We start from the raw sequence: 14,072 nt of genomic DNA on the forward strand, positions 1-14,072 counted from the left end.
CCACGCGGGAATTGCATCTCTCCCACCGAGCGGTGATGGTCGCCGCGGCGCGCCGATGGCGTCGCCCAAGAATGATGCCTGCGGATCGAGCAAAAGATGACGGACGACGCCCAGCAAACGGATGCGGAAACCCCTGACGGAACCAAGGCGCTGTCCACGGCGCTGCTGCTGGCGCTGTTTCTTGGCCCGTTCGGGGCGCATCGCTTCTACATGGGCCATAAGGGCTCGGCCGCGATGATGCTGATGCTCGCCGTCACCATCGTCGGCCTGTCGGTCACCGCGATCTGGCTGCTGATCGACCTGCCGCGACTCCCGGCCATGATCCGTCGCCACAACGACGCGATCGCGCAGCGCCGCGCCCTCGACCGGCGCAGCGCCACCCACGGCTTTCCGCTCCTGAACTGAGGCCGCCCCCTTGGGCGCGGCCCACCGGCCTCAATAGGAATGCGCCGCGTAGATCCGGCTCAGATCGCCGCCCCATTCGCCATGATACTCCGCCAGAAGCTCGTCGGCGGGGGTGCGCCCGGTCTCCACGCTTTCCTTCAGCGCGTTGAGGAAATGCGTCTCGTCCGGCACGAGGCCACCGGCGCCCGGGCGGGCGCGGGCCTTGAGACCGGCCTCGGCGATCTCCACCGCCTGCCGCGCCAGATCGTGCATCGAGAGCCCGCCGACCTTCGCCTGCAATCCCTGTTCGGCCGCCGCGACGCGCAGTGCCTCGCGGGTTTCGGCGTCCCAGCCCTTCACCAGATCCCACGCCGCGTCGAGCGCGCCCTGGTCGTAGGTCAGCCCGACCCAGAAGGCGGGCAGCGCGCAGAGCCGGCGCCACGGGCCGCCATCGGCGCCGCGCATCTCGATGAACTTCTTGACCCTCGCCTCGGGGAACACCGTGGTCAGGTGGTCGGCCCAGTCCGACAGGGTCGGCTTCTCGCCCGGCAGGGCCGGCAGTTCGCCGCGCAGGAAATCGCGGAACGACTGGCCCAGCGCATCGATGTACTTGCCGTCGCGGTAGACGAAATACATCGGCACATCGAGCACCCATTCGACGTAGCGCTCGAAGCCCATGCCCTCCTCGAAGGCGAAGGGCAGCATGCCGGTCCGGGAATCGTCGAGGCCACGCCAGATCCGCGAACGCCACGACTTCATGCCGTTGGGCTTGCCCTCGAAGAAGGGCGAGTTGGCGAAGAGCGCGGTGGCCACCGGCTGCAGCGCCAGCGCCACGCGCAGCTTCTTGACCATGTCGGCCTCGGAGGAGAAGTCGAGATTCACCTGCACCGTGCAGGTGCGGTACATCATCTGCTTCCCGTGGGTGCCGACGCGGTCCATGTAATCGGTCATCAGCCGGTAGCGGCCCTTCGGCATCATCGGCATCTCGGCCTCGGACCATTCCGGCGCGGCGCCGAGCCCGATGAAGCCGACGCCGATCTCGTCGGCCACGCTCTTCACCTCGGCGAGGTGGCTGTTCACCTCGTCGCAGGTCTGGTGGATCGTCTCGAGCGGCGCGCCGGACAGCTCGAACTGCCCGCCCGGCTCGAGGCTGATATTGGCGCCGTCGCGCTCCAGCCCGATCAGCTTGCCCTGCTCTTCCACTGGGCTCCAGCCGAAGCGGTCGCGCAGCCCCTCGAGCATGGCGCGGATCGAGCGCGGCCCGTCATAGGGCAGCGGCTTGAGGCTGTCGCGGCAATAGCCGAATTTCTCGTGCTCGGTACCGATGCGCCAGTCGCTCTCGGGCTTGCAGCCCTTGGCCAGATACTCGGCGAGCTGGGAATGATGCTCGATCGGCCCGCCGCCGGATTGAGGGATGGACATGGCGCTGGCTCCTATCTCGCGAGGCGGGGCTACAGGTGTCGCGCATGGGGCCATAAGTCAATGGAGCCGACACCCGGTTTCGCGCGGGCCGGCCATGCGCGGCCGCACAGAAAATCAGACCACGGTCAGCCGCGCCGGCCGAGTCCAGATCGTGACCACGTCGCGCGTCTCGTCGTTCAACATCTCGATCATCCGGCCGCGCTTGAGCCCCGGCAGTGCCGCGAAGGCGTCGAACAGCGCCTCCGCCCCCTCGGCGGTGACCGGGATCGCGAGAACCTCAGTGCCGGTTTCCAAAAGCCAATGCGCCGGCTTCGCGCGCCGGTCGAGCCTGAGCCGCCGGACCTCGTCGAGATCGACCATGCCGCCGGTCAGCGGCCCCATATAGGCGACCCGGCCCTCGTCGATCTTCAGGAGCCCCGGCCCCCGCCCCTCCTGCCGGAAGCGCCAGCGCTGCACGCCGCCGATCACCAGCCCGGCACCCAGCGCGGCCAGCCCCCAGCCCAGCCATTGCAGGATGCCGAAGCTCGCGAGCGCCCACCAGAGCCCGAGCCCGGCGAGGACCAGCCCGACGATCACCTCGCGCCCGCGCCATAGCGCCGCGCGCGCTTCCGGGCGCAGCAGATCAGCCATCGCCCTGCCCGACTTTGTTCTTCAAATACGCAAACCCGGCCACGACCGGGCGCACCGGGTCCGGGCGGCTCACCGCCAGTCCCCGAGCGTGGTCTGCCAAAGCGTCAGGGCCGCGACCGCCGCGGTGTCGGCGCGCAGGATGCGCGGCCCGAGGCTGACGGGATGCGCCCCCTCCAGCCCGCGCAGCCGCGCCCGCTCCTTGTCCGAGAACCCGCCCTCGGGTCCGATCAGAACCGCCCATGGCCCCGGGGCGTCGGGCAACCGCCCGCTTTCCCCCACCAGCGTCTCGTCGCAGAACATCAGCCTGCGCGCCCCGGGCCAGCCGTCGAGCAGACGCGCCAGCTTCACCGGCTCGGCCACCTGCGGCACATAGGTGCCGCCGCATTGTTCGGCCGCTTCGACGGCATGGGCCTGCAGCCGGTCGACCCGCACCCGCTCGGAATTGGTGAACTCGGTCAGCACCGGTAGGATTCGCGCCGCCCCCATCTCGGCCGCCTTCTCGACGATGAAGTCGGTGCGCGCCTTCTTGATCGGCGCGAAGCACAGCCAGAGATCGGGCGGCGGCATGAACGGCTTGGTCTTCGCGCCGATCTCCAGCGTGCCGCCGCGCTTGCCGGCCTGCGCGATGGTGGCGTCGAACTCGCCCGAGTGCCCGTCGAAGACGGAAATGACGCTGCCGGCGGGCAGGCGCATCACCCCTGAGAGGTAATGCGCCTGCGCCGCCTCCAGCGGAACGGTTTGCCCTTCGGCCAGAGGGTGATCTACAAACAGCCGGACCTTGGATGCCATGGGGCGGACCATATGAAAGCGGCGGATCGGATGCCAGAGGCCGAAGAGGGCAGCGTCGCGGATGCGCCGCGCGGCAATTGGGTCGATCGCCTCGCGCCGCGCCGCACCCGCCCCTATCTGCGGCTGAGCCGCGCCGACCGGCCGATCGGCACCTGGCTGCTGCTGCTGCCCTGCTGGTGGGGGCTGCTGCTGGCGGCGCTCGCGACGGACGGCTTCGGGATCGAGGGCGCGTGGATCGCCATCGGCTGCGCGCTGGGCGCCTTCCTGATGCGCGGCGCGGGCTGCACCTGGAACGACGTGACCGACCGGCATATCGACGGCTCGGTCGCGCGCACCCGCTCTCGCCCGATCCCGTCGGGACAGGTGCGGGTGGTGCAGGCGCTGATCTGGATGGCAACGCAGACGCTGGTGTCGCTGGTGATTCTGCTCACCTTCGACTGGGCCGCGATCTGGCTCGGCGTCGCCTCGCTGGTGCCGGTGGCGATCTATCCCTTCGCCAAGCGCTTCACCTGGTGGCCGCAGGTATTCCTGGGCCTCGCCTTCAACTGGGGCGCGCTTCTGGCCTGGGCGGCGCTCACCGGGTCGCTGTCATGGGCGCCGGTGGCGCTCTACCTATCGGGCATCGCCTGGACGCTGTTCTACGACACGATCTACGCGCATCAGGATGCCGAGGACGACGCGCTGATCGGCGTGAAATCGACCGCCCGCCTGTTCGGCGACCGCTCCCGGATCTGGCTGCGCGGCTTTCTGGTGGCCACGGTGCTGCTGATGGGGCTCGCGGTGCTGCTGGCCGCGCGGGACCGGTCGGTGCTGTCGCTGGTGGTGGCGCTGGGCGGGCCTTGGGCGATGGGCTGGCACATGGTCTGGCAGCTGTCGCGCTTCGACCCTGCCGACAATGCCGGGCTGCTGCGGCTGTTCCGTTCGAACCGCGATGCCGGGCTCCTGCCCGTGCTGTTTTCCGCCGCCGCGCTGGCGCTGTGATTGATCTGGCATCCCCTGCGCTCTAGAAGGCGCGGGCCGCCACAGACCCGGACCCCAGATGCGCCTCCCTCCGATCGCCGCCGTCATTTCCGCCTTCGCCCTCGCCGGCGGAGTCTCGGTCATCGCCGCGCGCACCGCCGTCGCCGTGGTCGAGGATGTCTCGGCCAGCGAGGTCCGCGCCGCGCTCGCCGCGCAAGGTTACGACTGGGCCAGCGTGCAGGCCGACGGGCTGCAGGTGGTGATCGAAGGCGCCGCCCCGACCGAGGCGATCCGGTTCCGGGCGATGTCGGCGGCGGGCGGCGTGGTCGATGCGAGCCGGGTGATCGACAACATGCGGGTGGTCGAGGCCGAGACGCCGCCGCCGCCCGATTTCGCGGTCGAGATCCTGCGCAACGACAGCGGCGTGTCGCTGATCGGCCTGATCCCGGCCGGTACCGACCGCGCGGCGCTGATCGCCGAGATGGAGCGCGCCGCCGACGGGCTGCCGGTGACGGACCTGCTCGACGTCGCGGACCACCCGGTGCCCGAGCACTGGGCCTCGGCGCTGCGCTATGCGGGCCGGGCGCTGCAGACGCTGCCGCATTCCAAGCTCTCGGTGCGGCCCGGCCGGGTCCGGGTCGAGGCGATCTCGGAAAGCCCCGAGGCGCAGCGCAAGCTGGAGAGCGAGCTGGCGCGGCTCAAGCCCGACACCGTGCGCCTGGCGCTGCGGATCTCGGCGCCCCGCCCGGTGATCACCCCCTTCACCGCCCGTTTCGTGATCGACGAGGACGGCGCCCGCTTCGACGCCTGCTCGGCCGACACCGCCGAAGCCCAGGCTGCCATCATCGCCGCCGCCGAGGCGGCCGGTGCCAAGGGCGAGATCGACTGTATCCTCGGGCTGGGCGTGCCCTCGGATGAATGGGGCGAGGCGGTCTCGCGCGCCATCGCCGCGCTGGCCGAGATCGGCGGCGGCAGCGTCACCTTCTCGGATGCCGACGTCTCGCTGGTCGCGGCGCAGGGCACCGATGCCGCCGCTTTCGACCGCGCGGCGGCGCAGCTCGAAACCGAGCTGCCCGATTTCTTCGCGCTCGAGGCGGTGCTGCCGGAGGCGCCCGAGGCGCGTCCCGAAGGCGCCCCCGAATTCAACGCCATCCTCGCCGAGGACGGGGCGCTGCGGCTGAGCGGCCGGTTGCCCGACCAGCTGGCCAGCACCACGGTCGAGAACTTCGCCCGGGCCCGCTTTGGCGGCGACGGCCTCGCCGTAGCGACGCGGGTGACCGATGGGCTGCCGGGCGACTGGTCGGTGCGGGTACTGACCGGTCTCGACGCGCTGTCGCTTCTCTCCGAGGGCCGCCTCGCCGTCGGCCCGGACAATGTCGCGGTCAGCGGGCTGACCGGCCGCAAGAGCGCCGCCGCCGACATCGCCGGGCTGATGGCCGAGAAGCTCGGCCAGGGCGCCAAGTACGACATCGACGTGAGCTATCGCGAAGAGCTCGACCCGATCGCCGGCCTGCCCTCGCCCGAGGAATGCCTGCGCCAGATCGCCTTCGTGACCGCCGATACCAAGATCACCTTCGACGCGGGATCGGCCTCGATCACCGCCGAGGCGCGCCCGGTGATCGACGACATCGCCGAGATCGTGCGCCGCTGCCCGGAGCTCGAGATCGAGGTGGCGGGCTATACCGACAGCCAGGGCCGCGACGAGATGAACCTCGAGCTGAGCCAGGAGCGCGCCGACGCGGTGGTCGAGGCGCTGCGCCGCGCCCGGGTACCGGTGGCGGGTTTCACCGCGGTGGGCTATGGCGAAGCGGACCCGATCGCCGACAACGACACCTCGGCGGGCCGCGAGGCCAACCGCCGTATCGAGTTCCGCCTTTCGGGCGCGCAGGCCGCGACCGAAGACGAGACTGAAGACGAGGCCGAGACCGAAGCCGCGGCGGAGGCGGATGGCGAGGCCGAAACCGAAGCCGAGGCCGAAACGGACGAGGATACGGCCGCAGCGCCGCAGCCGATGGAAAAGCCCGGAACCGGGCCGAGGGCACGACCCTCAGACGAGGAAGACGAGTAGGGACAGGGACGTGAACAGAACCGAGTTCATCATCGCCACGGCGGTCATCCTCTTCGCCGCCTTCGCGCTAGGCTGGTTCGCCAGCTGGCTGGTGAACCGCTTCACCCGCGTCACCCGCGCCGATATCGGCGAGCTGGACCGGATGGCGCAGGCGCTGCACGAGGCCGAGGAGACGCGCGACCAGGCGATCTCCTATGTGGAGGAGCGCGAGGCCGAGCTGACCGGCCAGCTCAAGCAATCCGAGGCAGAGCTGCGCGCCGCCATGGAAGCGCTGCGCGAGGCGCGCCACGAGGCCGAGGACCTGCGCGGCTGGATCGATCGTCACAACGTCGGCTGAGGCACCCGGAAGGCCTGGCCGGCGCGCCGGCATCGGGCCGGTCGCCATGCGTATTTGAAGAAAGATGAACAGGGGCGGCACACCGTTCATCGGGCCCATTCGCCCCCTGCCATCCCGACGCGATCCGGCATAGCCTGCGCCCCATGGAATCGGCACTGGATTACTGGAGCGCACGGGCGCTTCTCGACTGGCAGATCGAGATGGGGGCGGACGAGGCGATGCTCGACGCGCCGCTCGACCGCTATACGCTCACCGATAGCCGCCCTGCCGTGACCCCTGCTCCCGGCGCGGTTGCCGCCCCCGGGCCGGTTCGCATCGAGGAGCCGGATCCGGTGGCGCTGGCCCATGCCGCCGCCGAGGCCGCGCCCGATCTCGAGGCGCTCGCCGCCGCGATGGAGGGGTTCGAACCCTGCGATCTGCGGCGCGGCGCGCGCAGCTTCGTCTTCGCGGGCGGCCGGGCCGGTGCCCGCGTGATGTTGCTTCTCGATCCGCCGCATCGCGAGGAGGACCGCGCCGGCACGCCGGTGGCCGGCCCCGCCGCCGTGCTGCTGGAGCGGATGCTCGCCGCCATCGGCCTCTCCGCCGAGGCCCCCGACGCGGAACGTGCGGTCTACATGGCGCCGGTGCTGCCTTGGCGGATACCGGGCGACCGCGCCCCCGACCCCAAGGATCTCGCGATGATGCGGCCCTTCCTCGACCGGCATGTCGCGCTGGCCGATCCGGATGTCGTCGTGATCATGGGCTCGGTCGCCTGCGCCGCGCTGATCAAGGGTGGCGGGCTGCACCGCCTGCGCGGCCGCTGGACCGAGCTTTCAGGCCGGCCGGCCCTGCCGATCTTCTCGCCCACGCATCTGATCGCCAACCCGGTGGCCAAGCGCGAGGCCTGGGCCGACCTCCTGGCCCTGAAGACACGGCTCGACGGAGGCAAGGCATGATCGATCCCATCGTGCTGCTGGCATTTCTTCCGGCGGCGCTCGCGCTCAACCTGACGCCGGGGGCCGACATGATGTTCTGCTTGGGTCAGGGCCTGCGCGGCGGGCCGCGCGCGGCGCTGGCCGCCGATGCCGGCATCGGGCTGGCGGTGATGGGTCACGTGACGCTGGCGGGGCTCGGGCTCGGCGCCGCCGTGGCGGCGATGCCATGGCTGTTCGACGCGATCCGCTGGATCGGTGTCGGCTATCTGCTCTGGCTCGCCGCGACGGCCCTGCGCGGCGATGGCGCGGCGACAGAGATCCCGGCCGTGCGCCCGGCACGTGCCTTTCGACAGGGTCTCGCGGTCAATCTCACCAACCCCAAGGTGATCCTCTTCGTGCTGGCCTTCCTGCCGCAATTCACTGACCCGGCCCGCCCGGTGCTGCCGCAATTCCTCGCGCTCGGCGCAGTGCTGTCGCTGGGCGGGCTGGTGGTCAACGGCGCGGTCGGCGTCCTAGCCGGCGGCATCGGCCGCCGCCTCGCCGGGTCGGCGGGATTCAATCGCTGGCTGGGCCGCGTCTCGGCCTCGATCTTCGCCGCGCTCGCGCTGCGCCTCGCCCTCTTGCCAAAGGCCTGATCATGGATCGTGATTTCCTGCCCGTCCGCATCGCCATCCTGACGGTGAGCGACACGCGAGATGCCTCCGACGACCGCTCCGGTGACACGCTGGTCGAACGCCTCGGCGCGGCGGGGCACGTGCTGGCGGCGCGCGAGATGCTGCGCGACGACCGTGCCGCCATCGCCGAGACACTGCGAAAATGGTGTGCCGATCCGGAGATCGACGTGGTGATCTCCACCGGTGGCACCGGGTTGACCGGGCGCGACGTGACGGTCGAGGCGCATCGCGACGTCTACGAAAAGGAGATCGACGCCTTCGGCACGGTCTTCACCATCGTCTCGATGAACAAGATCGGCACCTCGGCCGTCCAGAGCCGGGCCACCGGCGGCGTGGCCATGGGCACCTACCTGTTTGCCCTGCCCGGTTCGCCCTCGGCCTGCCGCGACGCTTGGGACGAGATCCTCGAGCGTCAGCTCGACTACCGCCACCGCCCCTGCAATTTCGTGGAGATCCTGCCGCGTCTCGACGAGCATCTGCGGCGCAAGTGATCCGATCCTAGATCGGGGCGCAGCCCCTGAACTCCACCGCCTCGCCCTCGCCGATCATCGTCAGCACCAGCGCCGAGCGATCGAGCGCCACCGGGGCGCCTGAGACATGGGAAATTCGCGTGCTGGCGACGACGGCACCGCCGTCGCGGCGCATCTCGACCGGCGCCGCCCAGAGCGCGTCGTCGCCGGTCTCCACCACCACGGCCCGGGCTCCGGGCATCGCCGGAAGCGTCGCGGTGAGCGACAGCCCCTCGCCGGTCGGCGCGACGCTGCAGCGCGCCGGTCCGACCCCGGCCTCGGCCGGCGTGTGCGCGCGGTCGGCCAATGCCAGCGCGAGGGTCGGATCGCGCTGCTCCGTCCGCGGCAGATCGGCCGCGAAATCGAGCGAGACCGGCACGCAGACCTCCTGGCAGACCCCGATCTCCAGGCGTCCCTCGATGCGCATCGGCGCGCCCGCCCGCGCGGGCGCGATTTCCACCGGCAGGACCACCTGGTCGGAATAGCCGTAGGTCTCGTAGCCGCCGATCTCGAACACCTCCGGCACCGGCCATCGGAACGCGGCGCCGGCGACGTTCTCCGAGCCGTTCCAGTCGATCCGGGGCGGGATGCCCGCCTCGCCCGGGGCGCGCCAATAGGTCTTCCATCCCGGCGCGAGGCTGATCCGAAAGCCGGCCAACTGCGTGCCCTCGGCCGTCCGCCAGCCCGGCAGAAGATCCAGCCGGACGATGTCATCGACCGGCCCGGCGGATACCGCCACGGGAATGGACAGGGCGATCAGGGCGGCTAGCGGGGAAAGGGGCATTCGGCTGTTCATGACAGCAGTGATGCCGCGCCCGCGTATCGAAGGAAAGTCACGTCGACGCGAGAGCGATGTGTGCCCCCTCTTGATCGCGTGGCCCATGCACCACATTCTGAAGGCATGAAAGCCCTGAACCCCGATCTGAGCGGCAAGCTCCTCATCGCGATGCCCGGCATGGGCGACCCGCGCTTCGATCACGCGGTGATCTTCATCTGCGCCCATTCGGACGAAGGGGCGATGGGCCTGATCGTCAACAAGCCCGCCACCGAGGTGCGGTTCAGCGATCTGCTCGAACAGCTGGAGATCACGCCCGATCCCGGCCTGCGCGACATCCGCGTGCATCTGGGCGGCCCGGTCGAGGAAAGCCGCGGCTTCGTGCTGCACACGACGGATTACGCCTCCGACCAGGGCACGCTGCAGGTCGACGAGGGCACGGCGATGACCGCGACGCTCGACGTGCTCGAGGAGATCGCCCATGGGCGCGGCCCGAAATCATCGCTTTTGGCGCTGGGCTATGCCGGCTGGGGACCCGGCCAGCTCGAGAGCGAGCTGGCGCAGAATGGTTGGCTGATCGGCGAAGCGCAGCACGCCGTGGTGTTCGGTCGCGCCAACGAGCATAAATGGGCCGCCGCGCTCAAGGGGCTCGGTATCGATCCGTTGAGTCTGTCACCGACCTCCGGCACCGCCTGACCCGAGAACGACGCGCCGGGCCCCCGCCCGGCCGCCATGCGTATTTTCGGAACAAAGTGGCCATGTGGCGCAGTCCTTGGCTACTTTGTTCTTCAAATACGCAAATCCCGACTGTTCAGCCCTCCTGCCCTTCGGCAATCAGCGCCTCGACGATGGCGCGCGCGCTGTCCGAGGACCAGTCCGCCTCGCCCTGAAGGCGCCCGATCTCGCGGCCTTCGGCATCGAGGATCAGCGTCACCGGCAGGCCGAGCACGCCGAAATCGCGCGCCAGAGCCTGTCTGGGATCCTTGTGGCGCGGCAGGGTCTCGGCGCCGATCTCAGTGAGAAACCGCTCCATGCTGGCCGGATCGTTCCGGCCAGTGGCGATGGTGACGACCTCGAAATCCTCGCCGCCATACTCGTCCTGCAGCGCCGCGAGTTGCGGCATCTCGACCCGGCAGGGCGCGCACCAGGTGGCCCAGAAATTCACCAGCACCGGCTTGCCCTCGTATTCGGCCAGGGTGATCTCGCCGCCATCCTCGCTTTCGAAGGCGACGTCGGAGCCGCGCTGTGGCTCGGCATGCACCGCGAGCTTGCGCATATCGCCTTCGCGCAGCGCCTCGATGTCGGCGGGGCCGGCGTTTGCAAGGCTCGTTGCCGCCATGTAAAGACCGATGAGAACGACGCTGCGCATGTGACTTCCTTCGAGGACCCAAAGATGACCGAGAGCTCCAACGCGATGTGGGGCGGCCGTTTCGCCGCCGGGCCGGACGCGATCATGGAGGCGATCAACGCCTCGATCGGCTACGACCGGCGTCTCGCGCCGCAGGATATCGAAGGCTCCCGGGCCCATGCCGCGATGCTGGCGGCGCAGGGCATCATCGATGCTAAGGATGCGGAAGAGATCAGGAAAGGCCTTCTCACGGTCTTGTCAGAGATCGAAGGCGGCAGCTTCGAATTCTCGACCGCGCTCGAGGACATCCACATGAACGTCGAGGCGCGCCTCAAGCAGCTGATCGGCGAGCCGGCCGGCCGGCTGCACACCGCCCGCTCGCGCAATGACCAGGTCGCGACCGACCTGCGTCTGTGGGTCCGCGACCAGTGCGATGCCGCGCAGGACGCGCTCACCGCGCTGATCGAGGCGCTGCTCGGGCAGGCCGAGGCCGGGGCCGACTGGGTGATGCCGGGCTTCACCCACCTGCAGACCGCGCAGCCGGTGACTTGGGGTCATCACATGATGGCCTATGTGGAGATGTTCGGCCGCGACCGCACCCGTTTCGCCAATGCCCGCGCGCTGATGAACGAAAGCCCGCTTGGCGCCGCGGCGCTGGCCGGCACCTCCTTCCCGATCGACCGCGAGGCGACGGCGCAGGCGCTCGGCTTCGACCGGCCCATGGCCAACAGCCTCGACGCGGTATCGGACCGCGATTTCGCGCTGGAATTCCTGTCGGCGGCGACGATCTGCGCGATGCATCTGTCGCGGCTCTCCGAAGAGCTTGTGATCTGGTCCTCGGCGCAGTTCCGCTTCGTTGCCATGTCGGACCGTTGGTCGACCGGCTCCTCGATCATGCCGCAAAAGCGCAACCCCGACGCCGCCGAGCTGATCCGTGCCAAGATCGGCCGGATCATGGGCGCCAACGTCGCGCTGATGACGGTGATGAAGGGGCTGCCGCTGGCCTATGGCAAGGACATGCAGGAGGACAAGGAGCAGGTCTTCGACGCCGCCGACAACCTGATGCTGTCCTTGGCCGCGATGACCGGCATGGTAGCCGACATGACCGCCCAGCCCGACAATCTGCGCGCCGCCGCGGCCTCGGGCTTTTCCACCGCGACCGACCTCGCCGACTGGCTGGTGCGCGAGCTGGGCCTGCCTTTCCGCGAGGCGCATCACGTCACCGGGTCGCTGGTGGCGCGGGCCGAGGAGAAGGGCTGCGACCTGCCGGAGCTGACGATCGAGGACATGAAGGCCGTGCACGAGGGCATCACCGAAGATGTGTTCGGCGTGCTGACGGTCGAGAACTCGGTGGCTTCGCGCACCGCCTATGGCGGCACCGCGCCAGCCAATGTCCGCGCCCAGATCGCGCGCTGGCGGGACGCGCTCAAGTGAAGCTCACGCTGCTGGCGCTGATGTTGCTGGCCGGTTGCGGCGCGGGCGGCGTGCCCGAGGCGCCCCGCGCGGTGCTGGGCTATGGCGAGACCGGGATAGACCGCCGCCTCGGGGGCGCGCCGTGAGATGGGTCTGGCTGGCGCTCGCGGTCTGGGGCGCGCTGCATCCGATGCGCTGGTTCATCGCCTGGTTCGCGCAGAACGGCTATTCCTGGTCCGGGCTGTTCGCGGCCTGGCGCGCCAACCCGGCGACGACCGGGCTGATGTGGGACGCCACCATCGCGGCCGTGGCGCTGACGCTCTGGATTCTCTCCGAAGTGCGGGTGCGCCGCAACTGGGAGGCGCTGGCGGCGATCCCTGCCACCTTCCTGATCGGCATCGGCTGCGGATTGCCGCTGTTCTTGTTCCTGCGGACCCGGCCGCTGGGTTGAGGATGCGGCATCGCGGGGCTTGGGATCGCGGCGCGATCTGCTAAGAGGCGGCGCGGAGCAGCAAGCGGAGCGAGACCTTGGACCATTTCCTCTATCGTGACGGCCGGCTGATGGCCGAGGACGTCGCCATCTCGGAGATCGTGGCCGAGGTCGGAACCCCGGTCTACGTCTACTCCTCCGCCACGCTGCTGCGGCATCTGCAGCTGTTCGAGGAGGCGTTGGACGGGCTGCCGCATCTGGTCTGCTTCGCGGTCAAGTCGCTGGGCAACGTCGCGGTGCTCAAGCTTCTGGGCGAGGCCGGGGCCGGCATGGATATCGTCTCCGGCGGCGAATACGCCCGTGCCCGCGCCGCCGGCGTGCCGGGCGAGCGCATCGTCTTCTCCGGCGTCGGCAAGACCCGGGAGGAAATGCGCATGGCGCTCGAGGGCGGCATCCGCCAGTTCAACGTCGAGAGCGAGCCCGAGCTTCAGGCGCTCTCCGAGGTGGCGTCGTCGCTGGGCAAGACCGCGCCCATCACCATCCGCGTCAATCCCGACGTCGACGCCAAGACCCACGCCAAGATCGCCACCGGCAAGTCCGAGAACAAGTTCGGCATCCCGATCGCCCGTGCCCGCGAGGTCTATGCCATGGCCGCCCGGCTGCCGGGCATCGAGGTGATCGGCATCGACGTGCATATCGGCTCCCAGCTCACCGAGCTCGCCCCCTTCGAGGCGGCCTTCACCAAGGTGGCCGAGCTGACCGAGACGCTGCGCGCCGACGGCCACGACATCCGCCGCCTCGATCTCGGCGGCGGCTTGGGCATTCCCTACGAGCGGATCAACGAGGCGCCGCCCCTGCCCTTCGACTACGGCGCGCTGATCCGGCGCACGGTCGGCCATCTGGGCTGCGAGATCGAGATCGAACCGGGGCGGCTGGTCGCCGGCAATGCCGGGGTGCTGATCAGCCGGGTGATCTACGCCAAGTCCGGCGAGGGCCGCGACTTCCTGATCCTCGACGCGGCGATGAACGATCTGGTCCGCCCCTCGATGTATGACGCGCATCACGACATCGTCCCGGTGAGCGAGCCCGAGGCCGGGGCCGAGACCCGGCCCTGGGACGTAGTCGGCCCGGTCTGCGAGACCGGCGACACCTTTGCGCGGGGCCGCGAGCTGCCCCCCGTGGGCGAGGGCGATCTCGTCGCGTTCCGCTCCGCCGGGGCTTACGGCGCGGCGATGGCGAGCGAGTACAACGCTCGGCCGTTGGTGCCGGAGGTGCTGGTCAGGGACGATCAATTCGCGGTTATCCGCCGTCGGCCGAGCTATGAGGAAATGATCGCGCGCGATAGCATCCCCGAATGGCTATGATGGAGACGACCCGACCGCGCCCCAGCCCGCTGCACGGAGCACCGGCACCCTGACC

General features: G+C 69.9%; 17 protein-coding genes. 12 read left to right on the top strand and 5 right to left on the bottom strand.

The genetic code is table 11. The features are described 5' to 3' along the window. Positions 1-96: 96 nt before the first annotated feature. The gene (locus ACRAQ3_RS13620) at positions 97-405 is read left to right on the top strand and encodes a TM2 domain-containing protein (RefSeq protein WP_432254980.1); all 309 of its coding nucleotides are present in this window, start codon (positions 97-99) and stop codon (positions 403-405) included. 30 nt (positions 406-435) lie between these two features. Here the strand turns inward: ACRAQ3_RS13620 and ACRAQ3_RS13625 are convergent, their stop codons facing one another. The 3 genes from ACRAQ3_RS13625 to ACRAQ3_RS13635 form a co-directional block, all read right to left on the bottom strand. After that, positions 436-1,806 carry a glutamate--cysteine ligase gene (locus ACRAQ3_RS13625; protein WP_432254981.1) on the bottom strand — a complete coding sequence of 457 codons (1,371 nt, stop codon included), beginning with the start codon at positions 1,804-1,806 and terminating at the stop codon, positions 436-438. 114 nt (positions 1,807-1,920) lie between these two features. Beyond that, positions 1,921-2,436, bottom strand: a complete 516-nt coding sequence (locus ACRAQ3_RS13630; protein WP_269395683.1) for a hypothetical protein — start codon at positions 2,434-2,436, stop codon at positions 1,921-1,923. 69 nt (positions 2,437-2,505) lie between these two features. Continuing rightward, positions 2,506-3,225 carry a 16S rRNA (uracil(1498)-N(3))-methyltransferase gene (locus ACRAQ3_RS13635; RefSeq protein WP_269395682.1) on the bottom strand — a complete coding sequence of 240 codons (720 nt, stop codon included), beginning with the start codon at positions 3,223-3,225 and terminating at the stop codon, positions 2,506-2,508. 12 nt (positions 3,226-3,237) lie between these two features. On the opposite strand from ACRAQ3_RS13635, the gene ubiA reads away from it, so the two are divergent. From ubiA to moaB, 6 genes are all read left to right on the top strand, one after another. Next, positions 3,238-4,206: a 4-hydroxybenzoate octaprenyltransferase gene (gene ubiA / locus ACRAQ3_RS13640; protein ID WP_432254982.1), complete on the top strand. Its 969-nt coding sequence runs from the start codon at positions 3,238-3,240 to the stop codon at positions 4,204-4,206. Between the two features lie 58 nt (positions 4,207-4,264). Beyond that, positions 4,265-6,253, top strand: a complete 1,989-nt coding sequence (locus ACRAQ3_RS13645) for an OmpA family protein (protein ID WP_432254983.1) — start codon at positions 4,265-4,267, stop codon at positions 6,251-6,253. A gap of 10 nt (positions 6,254-6,263) precedes the next feature. Continuing rightward, on the top strand, positions 6,264-6,590 hold the full coding sequence (locus ACRAQ3_RS13650; protein ID WP_432254984.1) for a hypothetical protein: 327 nt from the start codon (positions 6,264-6,266) through the stop codon (positions 6,588-6,590). A 143-nt stretch (positions 6,591-6,733) separates the two neighbouring features. Then, entirely contained in the window at positions 6,734-7,525 is a 792-nt protein-coding gene (locus tag ACRAQ3_RS13655; protein ID WP_432254985.1) for a uracil-DNA glycosylase, read from the top strand. Further along, positions 7,522-8,139 (top strand): LysE family translocator, encoded by a 618-nt coding sequence (locus ACRAQ3_RS13660; RefSeq protein ID WP_269395678.1) that lies wholly within the window; start codon positions 7,522-7,524, stop codon positions 8,137-8,139. The genes ACRAQ3_RS13655 and ACRAQ3_RS13660 overlap by 4 nt, the downstream gene beginning before the upstream one ends. Positions 8,140-8,141: 2 nt before the next feature. After that, positions 8,142-8,669 (top strand): molybdenum cofactor biosynthesis protein B, encoded by a 528-nt coding sequence (gene moaB / locus ACRAQ3_RS13665; RefSeq protein ID WP_370161186.1) that lies wholly within the window; start codon positions 8,142-8,144, stop codon positions 8,667-8,669. 7 nt (positions 8,670-8,676) lie between these two features. On the opposite strand, the gene ACRAQ3_RS13670 is transcribed toward moaB, so the two are convergent. After that, the gene (locus ACRAQ3_RS13670) at positions 8,677-9,471 is read right to left on the bottom strand and encodes a protein-disulfide reductase DsbD domain-containing protein (RefSeq protein ID WP_432254986.1); all 795 of its coding nucleotides are present in this window, start codon (positions 9,469-9,471) and stop codon (positions 8,677-8,679) included. A gap of 117 nt (positions 9,472-9,588) precedes the next feature. On the opposite strand from ACRAQ3_RS13670, the gene ACRAQ3_RS13675 reads away from it, so the two are divergent. Continuing rightward, the gene (locus ACRAQ3_RS13675) at positions 9,589-10,158 is read left to right on the top strand and encodes a YqgE/AlgH family protein (protein WP_269395675.1); all 570 of its coding nucleotides are present in this window, start codon (positions 9,589-9,591) and stop codon (positions 10,156-10,158) included. A 115-nt stretch (positions 10,159-10,273) separates the two neighbouring features. Here ACRAQ3_RS13675 and ACRAQ3_RS13680 read toward each other — a convergent pair whose 3' ends face one another. Then, complete coding sequence (locus ACRAQ3_RS13680; RefSeq protein ID WP_269395674.1) at positions 10,274-10,831, bottom strand: TlpA family protein disulfide reductase; 558 nt, start codon at positions 10,829-10,831, stop codon at positions 10,274-10,276. A 24-nt stretch (positions 10,832-10,855) separates the two neighbouring features. Here ACRAQ3_RS13680 and argH point away from each other — a divergent pair, with 24 nt between their 5' ends. From argH to lysA, 4 genes are all read left to right on the top strand, one after another. Beyond that, on the top strand, positions 10,856-12,244 hold the full coding sequence (gene argH, locus ACRAQ3_RS13685; RefSeq protein ID WP_432254987.1) for an argininosuccinate lyase: 1,389 nt from the start codon (positions 10,856-10,858) through the stop codon (positions 12,242-12,244). Further along, entirely contained in the window at positions 12,241-12,369 is a 129-nt protein-coding gene (locus ACRAQ3_RS13690) for a hypothetical protein (RefSeq protein ID WP_432254988.1), read from the top strand. The genes argH and ACRAQ3_RS13690 overlap by 4 nt, the downstream gene beginning before the upstream one ends. Beyond that, positions 12,366-12,674, top strand: a complete 309-nt coding sequence (locus tag ACRAQ3_RS13695) for a DUF2834 domain-containing protein (protein ID WP_432254989.1) — start codon at positions 12,366-12,368, stop codon at positions 12,672-12,674. Before ACRAQ3_RS13690 ends, ACRAQ3_RS13695 begins: the two co-directional genes overlap by 4 nt. Before the next feature lie 77 nt (positions 12,675-12,751). Next, the gene (gene lysA / locus ACRAQ3_RS13700) at positions 12,752-14,017 is read left to right on the top strand and encodes a diaminopimelate decarboxylase (RefSeq protein WP_432254990.1); all 1,266 of its coding nucleotides are present in this window, start codon (positions 12,752-12,754) and stop codon (positions 14,015-14,017) included. Positions 14,018-14,072 lie beyond the last annotated feature (55 nt).

Source organism: Limimaricola sp. AA108-03 (assembly GCF_050847355.1).
Lineage (GTDB): Bacteria > Pseudomonadota > Alphaproteobacteria > Rhodobacterales > Rhodobacteraceae > Limimaricola.

Excerpts from the sequence above, each read along its gene's own strand:
- ACRAQ3_RS13620 (WP_432254980.1), top strand. The coding sequence starts at position 97 with ATGACGGACGACGCCCAGCAAACGGATGCGGAAACCCCTGACGGAACC.
- ACRAQ3_RS13625 (WP_432254981.1), bottom strand. The coding sequence starts at position 1,806 with ATGTCCATCCCTCAATCCGGCGGCGGGCCGATCGAGCATCATTCCCAG.
- ACRAQ3_RS13630 (WP_269395683.1), bottom strand. The coding sequence starts at position 2,436 with ATGGCTGATCTGCTGCGCCCGGAAGCGCGCGCGGCGCTATGGCGCGGG.
- ACRAQ3_RS13635 (WP_269395682.1), bottom strand. The coding sequence starts at position 3,225 with ATGGCATCCAAGGTCCGGCTGTTTGTAGATCACCCTCTGGCCGAAGGG.
- ubiA (WP_432254982.1), top strand. The coding sequence starts at position 3,238 with ATGAAAGCGGCGGATCGGATGCCAGAGGCCGAAGAGGGCAGCGTCGCG.
- ACRAQ3_RS13645 (WP_432254983.1), top strand. The coding sequence starts at position 4,265 with ATGCGCCTCCCTCCGATCGCCGCCGTCATTTCCGCCTTCGCCCTCGCC.
- ACRAQ3_RS13655 (WP_432254985.1), top strand. The coding sequence starts at position 6,734 with ATGGAATCGGCACTGGATTACTGGAGCGCACGGGCGCTTCTCGACTGG.
- ACRAQ3_RS13660 (WP_269395678.1), top strand. The coding sequence starts at position 7,522 with ATGATCGATCCCATCGTGCTGCTGGCATTTCTTCCGGCGGCGCTCGCG.
- moaB (WP_370161186.1), top strand. The coding sequence starts at position 8,142 with ATGGATCGTGATTTCCTGCCCGTCCGCATCGCCATCCTGACGGTGAGC.
- ACRAQ3_RS13670 (WP_432254986.1), bottom strand. The coding sequence starts at position 9,471 with ATGCCCCTTTCCCCGCTAGCCGCCCTGATCGCCCTGTCCATTCCCGTG.
- ACRAQ3_RS13675 (WP_269395675.1), top strand. The coding sequence starts at position 9,589 with ATGAAAGCCCTGAACCCCGATCTGAGCGGCAAGCTCCTCATCGCGATG.
- ACRAQ3_RS13680 (WP_269395674.1), bottom strand. The coding sequence starts at position 10,831 with ATGCGCAGCGTCGTTCTCATCGGTCTTTACATGGCGGCAACGAGCCTT.
- argH (WP_432254987.1), top strand. The coding sequence starts at position 10,856 with ATGACCGAGAGCTCCAACGCGATGTGGGGCGGCCGTTTCGCCGCCGGG.